The sequence below is a fragment of the Streptomyces sp. NPDC021115 genome (assembly GCF_044333065.1).
Taxonomy (GTDB): domain Bacteria; phylum Actinomycetota; class Actinomycetes; order Streptomycetales; family Streptomycetaceae; genus Streptomyces.
The window spans coordinates 1-7,765 of the sequence record NZ_JBIRQF010000046.1 but is presented as its reverse complement, the minus strand read 5'-3'; the positions used below and the strand labels follow the sequence as shown (position 1 = coordinate 7,765).

Below are 7,765 nucleotides of genomic sequence, written 5' to 3'. Positions count from 1 at the left end.
GCAACGTCCCCGCCGACACCTCACGCGCCGTGTCATTCCACCCCGACACCACCAACTCACGCTCCCGCTCACCCAACACCTCCACCCCACCGACCTTTTGGCCGGAATCCGTGGCCATGGCCAGCAGTACGCGGTGCAGCCTGGAGCCGAACTCTTCAACCGTCCGCTGGTCGAAGAGGTCTTGGGCGTAGACGATCCGGCCCAGCAGCCCATCAGGGCGCCGATCGGCCGTGAAGTACTCCTCGAAGGTGAAGTCGAGATCGAACTTGGCCGGCCTGCTGCTGACCGGCATACCACTGACGCGCAGACCGGGCAGGTCGAGCGCGGCGCTCTCGTTGTTCTGCAGGACCAGCATGACCTGGAACAGGGGGTGATGGGTCAGCGAACGAGCGGGGGCCAGGCTCTCGACGAGTCGCTCGAAGGGGACGTCCTGGTGCGCGAACGCCTCCAGTCCCGCCTCCCGAACCCGGTGAAGGAGGTCGGAGAACGTGGGCGAACCCGAGAGATCCGTCCGCAGCACCAGAGTGTTGACGAAGAAGCCCACCATGCTTTCCATAGCCGAATCCGTCCGACCGGCAACCGCCGTACCGAGCGGGATGTCCGTACCCGCGCCAAGCCGGGACAACAGCGTGGCCAAGGCAGCCTGGAGCACCATGAACATGGTCACTCCCTCTGCACGCGCAAGCCGGGCCAGGTCCTCGTGCAGTTCTGCGGAGATGGCCAGTTCCACGACGTCGCCACGGTGAGTCAGGGCCGTGGGGCGAGGACGGTCCGTGGGCAGGTCGAGTTGCTGGGGGGCGCCGTCGAGGGTCTTCTGCCAGTAGGAGAGCTGGCGTGACACCACGCTCTCCGGGTCGTCATCCGCTCCGAGCAGTTCGCGCTGCCACATCGTGTAGTCGGTGTACTGAACCGGGAGGGGTACCCAGTCAGGCGTGCGGCCGAGGCGGCGCATCCCGTAGGCGGCCGAGAGGTCCTGTGCCAGTGGCCGCATCGACCACCCGTCGCCGGCGATGTGATGGATCACCACCAGAAGCACGTGCTCGTCCGGCCCGACCGCGAACACGTTCGCCCGGATCGGGATCTCGGTGTTCAGGTCAAAGGGGCGCGAAGCCAACTCCGCCAAGGCGGCACCGAGGTTCGCCTCCGCGGTCTCGACCACGGTCAGGTCACAGTGGTAGTCACTCGGGCTGAGGACGTGCTGGCGCGGCTCTCCTTCCGGAGCCGGGAACACCGTTCTCAGTATTTCGTGGCGCTCCACCACATCCCGCAGGGCGCTTTCCAGTGCCGCCCGGTCCAGCGGACCTTCGAGCCGGAGTGTCAGTGGGATGTTGTAGGACGCGTTCGTTCCCTCCAGCTCGCTCAGGAACCACATCCGTCGCTGCTCCAGGGAGAGCGGCACGACGTCCGGCCGAGCCGTGGCCACCAGTGCCGGTACCGCCTGGTCGACCTCGGTCAGCCGGGGGGCCAGAGCGGCCACGGTGGTACTTTCGAAGATGGCCCGGAGGGGCAGTTCGACCTGCAGGGTCGAGCGAACGCGGCTGACGAGCCGAGTGGCAAGGAGGGAGTGGCCGCCGAGTTCGAAGAAGTTGTCGTCGATGCCGACCTGCGGCAGCCCCAGGATGTCGGCGAACGCTTCGCACAAAAGTTGCTCGTCCGGCGTGCGCGGGGCCCGATAGGACGCCTCCAGTGCGGCGGTGTGGTCCGGGGCCGGCAGAGCACGCCGGTCCAGCTTGCCGTTCACCGTCAACGGCAACGTGTCCAGTACGAGGACCGCCGACGGGACCATGTAGTCCGGCAGCACCGCAGCCAGGGCGGTCCGGATTTCGGACGTGTCCACGACCGTGCTCTCGACGGGCACAACGTAGGCGGTCAGCTGTTTGTCGCCGGGGGTGTCCGCACGGACCATCACGGTGGCCTGGGCTATACCGGGCCGGTCGAGCAGGGCCGCCTCGATCTCACCCGGCTCGATCCGGAAGCCGCGGACCTTCACCTGGTCATCCGTACGGCCCAGATAATCCAGCGTCCCGTTCGCACGCCACCGCGCCAGGTCGCCCGTGCGGTACATGCGTTCACCGCGAGCCCCGAACGGACAGGCGACGAACCGCTCCGCCGTCAGCCCCGGACGGTTCAGATACCCCCGCGCTAGACCAGTACCAGCGATGTACAGCTCACCCGGCACACCGACCGGCACCGGCTGCAGCGCAGCATCCAGCACGTACACACGTGTGTCCTCCATCGGACTTCCGATGGGAAGTGTAGGACCAGGGTCGGCTTCGGTGGTCACCAGGTGCTGGGTGGCGCACAGGGTGGTCTCGGTGGGGCCGTACAGGTGGCGCACCGTCAGGTGCGGCACAGCCTTGAGCAGGTGCATGACCGCTGCGGGCGGTACGACGTCGCCTCCCGTGAGAACCTCCGTCACGTCGGCGAAGATCTCGGGCTGCTCCTCGCTGATGACGCGGAACAGCCCAGCGGTGACGTGGATGTGGGTGACCCGGGTGTCGGTGATCAGGTGGTGCAGAGCGGCGCTGTCGAACTTGACCTCAGGGGCGACGGAGACACTGCCGCCGTGCACGAGGGGGGCCCACAGTTCGTAGGTGGATGCGTCGAATGCGTGAGGGGCGTGAAAGAGAACCCGGTCCGCCGGGCCGATGTTCCAGCGGGAGTCCCGCAGGAGGGTGGTGACGTCGGCATGGGTGGTGACGATGCCCTTGGGGGTACCGGTGGACCCGGACGTGTACATGACATAGGCGGCTTGATTCGGCAGCACCCGCGCCGGGCAAACGGCTTTCGCGTCCGCCGTTCCCGGCTCGGCGAACGTATCAGAGTCGATGAAGACGACTTGGGTGCCCTGCTCCTCCGCCGCACGCACGATGTCGTGCTCCCGCAGGCCAGGATCGGCCAGCAGCAGGTGCGTCTGGGCGTCCGACAGAATGGCTACCATGCGCGAGACCGGCGAGCGCAGGTCCAACGGGACGAACGCCGCACCGGCCTTGGCCGTTGCCAGGAAGGTGGTGACGAGTTCCGTGGAACGCTGCATGCACACCGCGACCAGCGTCTCCGGCCCCGCCCCGTAACCGGACAGGATCTCGGCCAGGCGGTCGGCGCGGGCGTTGAGTTCGGCGTACGTCACCGTCTCGTGGTCCGTTCCGCCTTCCGGGAGCGCGCCACGCGCGGAGCCTTCGTCCATGCTGCGGGTCCGCACGAGGGCGACGGCGTCGGGGGTCCGAGCGGCCTGTGCCTCGAAGAGTTCCGGCAGGGTCGCGGGCGCCGCCTCGGACATGGTGTCGTTCCAGGCGGTCAGCAGCTGTTCGTGCTGCCGGTCGTCGAGAACCGGAACCCGATCCACCGCAGTGTCAGGCCGCTCCTCAATCATTTCGGCCAGGTTCGTCACAGCGGTCTCGAAGAGACCACACACCGCGGCCGAATCCATCGGAGCGACCGCCTGCACCACGAACCGGAATCCGACACCCGTGTCATCGACCGACACCGTCAGCGGGTAGTTCGTGCGTTCGGAGGCATAGAGGATGTCGATGCCGGCGGCCCCGCTCTCCACCAGACCGGTCTCCTCGGAGGTGGCCGCTGGACTGTGGCGGTAGTTGAAGAGGGAGGTGAACAGAGGGCTTTGTGCGGGGATATTGGTGGTTTGTTGGGCGAGAGCGAGGGGGGCGTGTTCGTGTCGGAGGAGCTCGGCCAGCTGTACTTGTACTGCGATGAGGCTGTTGGTCAGGGACTGCGTGGTGTCGATGCGGATGGGGAGAGTGTTGATGTAGAGGCCGGGGGTGCGGTGGGAAGCGTTTCCTGCGTCCATGCGCCCGAGAAGGACGGTGCCAAAGACGGGGTGAGTCTGGCCAGTGGTCGCGGCGGCGACGCGTGCCCAGGCAAGGTGGAAGAACGCGGCCGCGCTGATCCCGTGTCGACGCGCTTGCACCCGCAGCCGCTCCGCAGTGCCCGGGGCGAGTTCCAGGGTGGCTTCGCCTGCTTCGGTTCCGTCACCATGGGTGTCCAGGACGCCGTAAGGAGCAGTCGGCTCCTCTACTTCGCCCAGAGTCCGTTCGAAGTAGGCGCGGTGCTGCTCCTCCGGCACTGCCAGGCGCGAGTGGGCCACAAAATCGCGGTACGGAGCCGGCTCGGGCAGTCGCTCCTCATCGTGCTCGAGGTGCGCCCGCACCTCGTCGAGGAGGATCTCCAGGGCCGTGTGGTCGCGTATCAGGTGATGACTCCGCAACGCCATCAGCCAACGATCCCCCTCAGCGTCGTGAGTGATCGTCAGATCGATCATCGGCGCGTGGCGAATGTCCATCGCTGCCGGACAGGCCGCGAGGAGCAGAGTCAGGGCGTCATCATCAGCGCTCCGGGGGAGGGTGACCTCCTCGACCCTCAGCGAGGCCCGCCGCTGGACGACCTGGAGGGGCTGGGGAAGGTTCTCCCACAGCACGGCGGTGCGCAAGATGTCATGACGGTCCACCACCGACTGCAATGCGTTCACGAATTCGTCGGCACGCTGTCGCGAGTCGAAGCCCAGCACTGTCGGCAGGGCGTAGACATCGCGGCCCTGCTCGGCATCCAGTACGTGATGGAAGAAGATACCTTCCTGTAGTGGCGCCAGCGGATAAATGTCCGCAACATTCGCCGCACCCCCCGGAACAGTTTCAGTGATCCGCCCAAGGTCGGCGTCACTCAGCTCCACGAGAGTGATCATCTCGGGAGTCAACACGGTGGCCCCCCGGGGAATCCGGTTCTCCGGCACCACAAAGGACTGGGTCGCATCAACAGCGGCCAGCCCGGCAGGGGTCGGCGACTGGAACAAGGCCTTCACGGATATCGGCAGGCCACGCGTGCGCAGGCGTTCGACCAACGTTACTGCGAGGAGCGAGTGCCCACCGAGTTCGAAGAAGTTACCGTCAATGCCGACCCGGTCCAGGCCGAGTACCTCGGCGAATGCCTCGCAGACCAGCTGCTCGTCAGCTGTGCGCGGCGCCCGGTAGGAGGCCTCCAGTACCGCCGCGTGGTCGGGTGCCGGCAGGGCACGCCGGTCCAGCTTGCCGTTGGCAGTCAGCGGCAGCGTGTCCAGTACGACGATCGCGGACGGGACCATGTAGTCCGGCAGGGCACCCGCGAGACCGGTCCGCACCGCGGACGGGTCCACCACGGTGTCGACGCTCGGAACAAGGTAGGCGGTGAGCCGCTTGTCCCCTGGGACATCCTCGCGGACGACCACTACGGCCTGGGCGACATCCGGTCGCCCGACCAGAACTGTCTCGATCTCGCCCGGCTCGATGCGGTATCCCCGGACCTTGACCTGGTCGTCGGTACGGCCCAGGTAGTCCAGCGCTCCGTCCGCACGCCAGCGCGCCAGGTCGCCGGTGCGGTACATACGTTCACCGGGAGCCCCGAACGGGCAGGCGACGAACCGCTCCGCGGTCAGTCCTGGACGGTTCAGATACCCCCGGGCCAACTGCGCACCTGCGATGTACAGCTCACCTGGCACACCGACCGGCACTGACCGCAGCGCAGTGTCCAGCACATATACGCGGGTGTTCCACAGCGGCCGACCGATCGGCACAACCCCGGCCGGAACACCCTCACCCCGCGGTATGCGGAACTCGATACATCCGACGGTGGCCTCCGTCGGACCGTATTCGTTGACCACTGCCGTTGCGGAATGGGCCGTAAGCCACGGGGCAAGCGTTTCCCCAGTGAGCTGTTCGCCGCCGACGACCAACTCACCGCCCTGGGAAAGGAAGTGCGGCAGCCCGCGCAACAGCGGGATGTGGCTGGGCGTGCCCTTGAGGAAAGTCACCTCACGGGCCGCCTCGGCATCCTCGTCCAGGGAGCCGATGACTATGCGTCCGCCGGCACAGAGCGGCCCGTACAGCGTCGTTACCGCGAGGTCGAATGCGGGCGACGTGTGCAGCAGGGCCTGCCCGGCCAAGGACGGATAGGCGTCCAGGCTCCACAGCAGGTAGTGGGCCAAGGCACGGTGCTCAATGACGACGCCCTTGGGGTGGCCTGTGGAACCGGACGTATAGATGATGTAGGCAGGGTTCTCCGGGCGACGACTCGAGCACACCGGGTCCGACACCGGCTGCCGGCCGAGCGCACTGATCGTCCCTGGAGCATCCAGGTCGATACGCCGCGTGTTGGTGGCAACGCTGGCGTCGGTGTCGGTGCCGGTCGTGATCAGGGCAGCCGGGTGGCTGTCCGCCAGCGTCGCAGCCAACCGTTCCACCGGATAGTCCGCGTCCAGCGGCAGGGAGGCGGCACCCGCCTTGGCTATGGCCAGCAGCGTGGAGATCAGCCGGACAGACCGGGGCAGGCACACCGCGACCACGTCCTCGGGTCCAATGCCTCCGGCCGCCAGCAGGTGTGCCAGACGGTTGGCCCGCGCGTTCAGCTCCGCGTACGTCACGCTCCCCCGTGCATCGACCACGGCGACGGCGTCGGGCGTCCGGGCGGCCTGTGCCTCGAAGAGGTCCGGCAGGGTCGCGGGTGCCACCTCGCGTGCCGTGTCATTCCAGGCGGTCAGCAGCTGTTCGTACTGCCGGCCATCAAGGACCCCGATCCGGTCGAGGTGGGTACCCGGGTCGTCCTCCAGAGCAGCGACCAGATTCGTCACAACCGTGTTCAACAACCCGCAGACCACACCCGAATCCATCGGAGCTGCCGCCTGCACCACCAGCCGGAACCCGACACCCGTGTCATCGACCGACACCGTCAGCGGGTAGTTGTTGCGCTCCTCAGCATGCAGGATATCGATCCCCGCGATCCCGGTATCCGGAAGCCGACCCGTCAAGGAATCTGAACTGGGCCTGCTGTGACGGTAGTTGAGGAGTGAGGTGAACAACGGACTCTGTGCCGGCACACTGGTGGCCTGCTGCGCCAGCGCCAGCGGCGCATGCTCATGCCGCAACAGCTCACCCAGCTGGACCTGCATTACCTCCAGCCCCGCACCCAGCCCCTGCGTCGCGTCCACCCGGATCGGCAGCGTATTGATGAACAGACCAGGAGTACGGGCCGACCCCTCCCCCGCATCCATCCGCCCCAGCAGTACCGTGCCGAACACCGGATGCGTCTGCCCCGACGTCACAGCCGCCACCCGCGCCCATGCCAGATGGAAAAACGCCGCCGCGCTCACACCATGACGACGCGCCTGCACCCGCAACCGCTCAGCCACGACCCCATCAAGCTCCAGCACCGCCTCACTGGTCCCACTGCCATCACCACGGATGTCCAGGACACCATACGGAGCGGTCGGCTCCTCCACCTCACCCAGCACCCGCTCGAAATACTCCTGATGCTGCTCCGCCGAAACAGCCAGACGCGCATGCGCAACAAAATCACGGTACGGCGCCGGCTCGGAAAGCCGCTCCTGCTCATGCTCAAGATGCGCACGCACCTCATCAAGAAGAATCTCCAACGCCTGATGGTCACGCGTCAGATGATGACTCCGCAACGCCATCAGCCACCGATCCCCCACAACGTCATGAGCGATCGTCAGATCAATCATCGGCGCCCGACGGATATCCATCGCCGCCGGACACGCCGCCAACAACGCGGCCAGCACATCATCATCCGCACCCCGGGCAAGGGTCACCTCATCAACAGGAAGCACCGCCCGCCGCTGGACAACCTGCAGGGGCTGAGACAGGTTCTCCCACAGCACAGCCGTACGCAGGATGTCGTGACGGTCGACCACCGACTGCAACGCGGTCAGGAACTCATCCACCCGCCGCCGGGAATCAAACCCCAGCACCGTCGGCACGAT

1 protein-coding gene is annotated in these 7,765 nt (G+C 66.8%); it reads right to left on the bottom strand.

Going from position 1 to position 7,765, the window contains the following annotated elements:
* A partial coding sequence (locus ACH4TL_RS45660) for an amino acid adenylation domain-containing protein (protein ID WP_398425535.1) occupies nt 1–7,765 on the bottom strand: 7,765 nt, incomplete at both ends.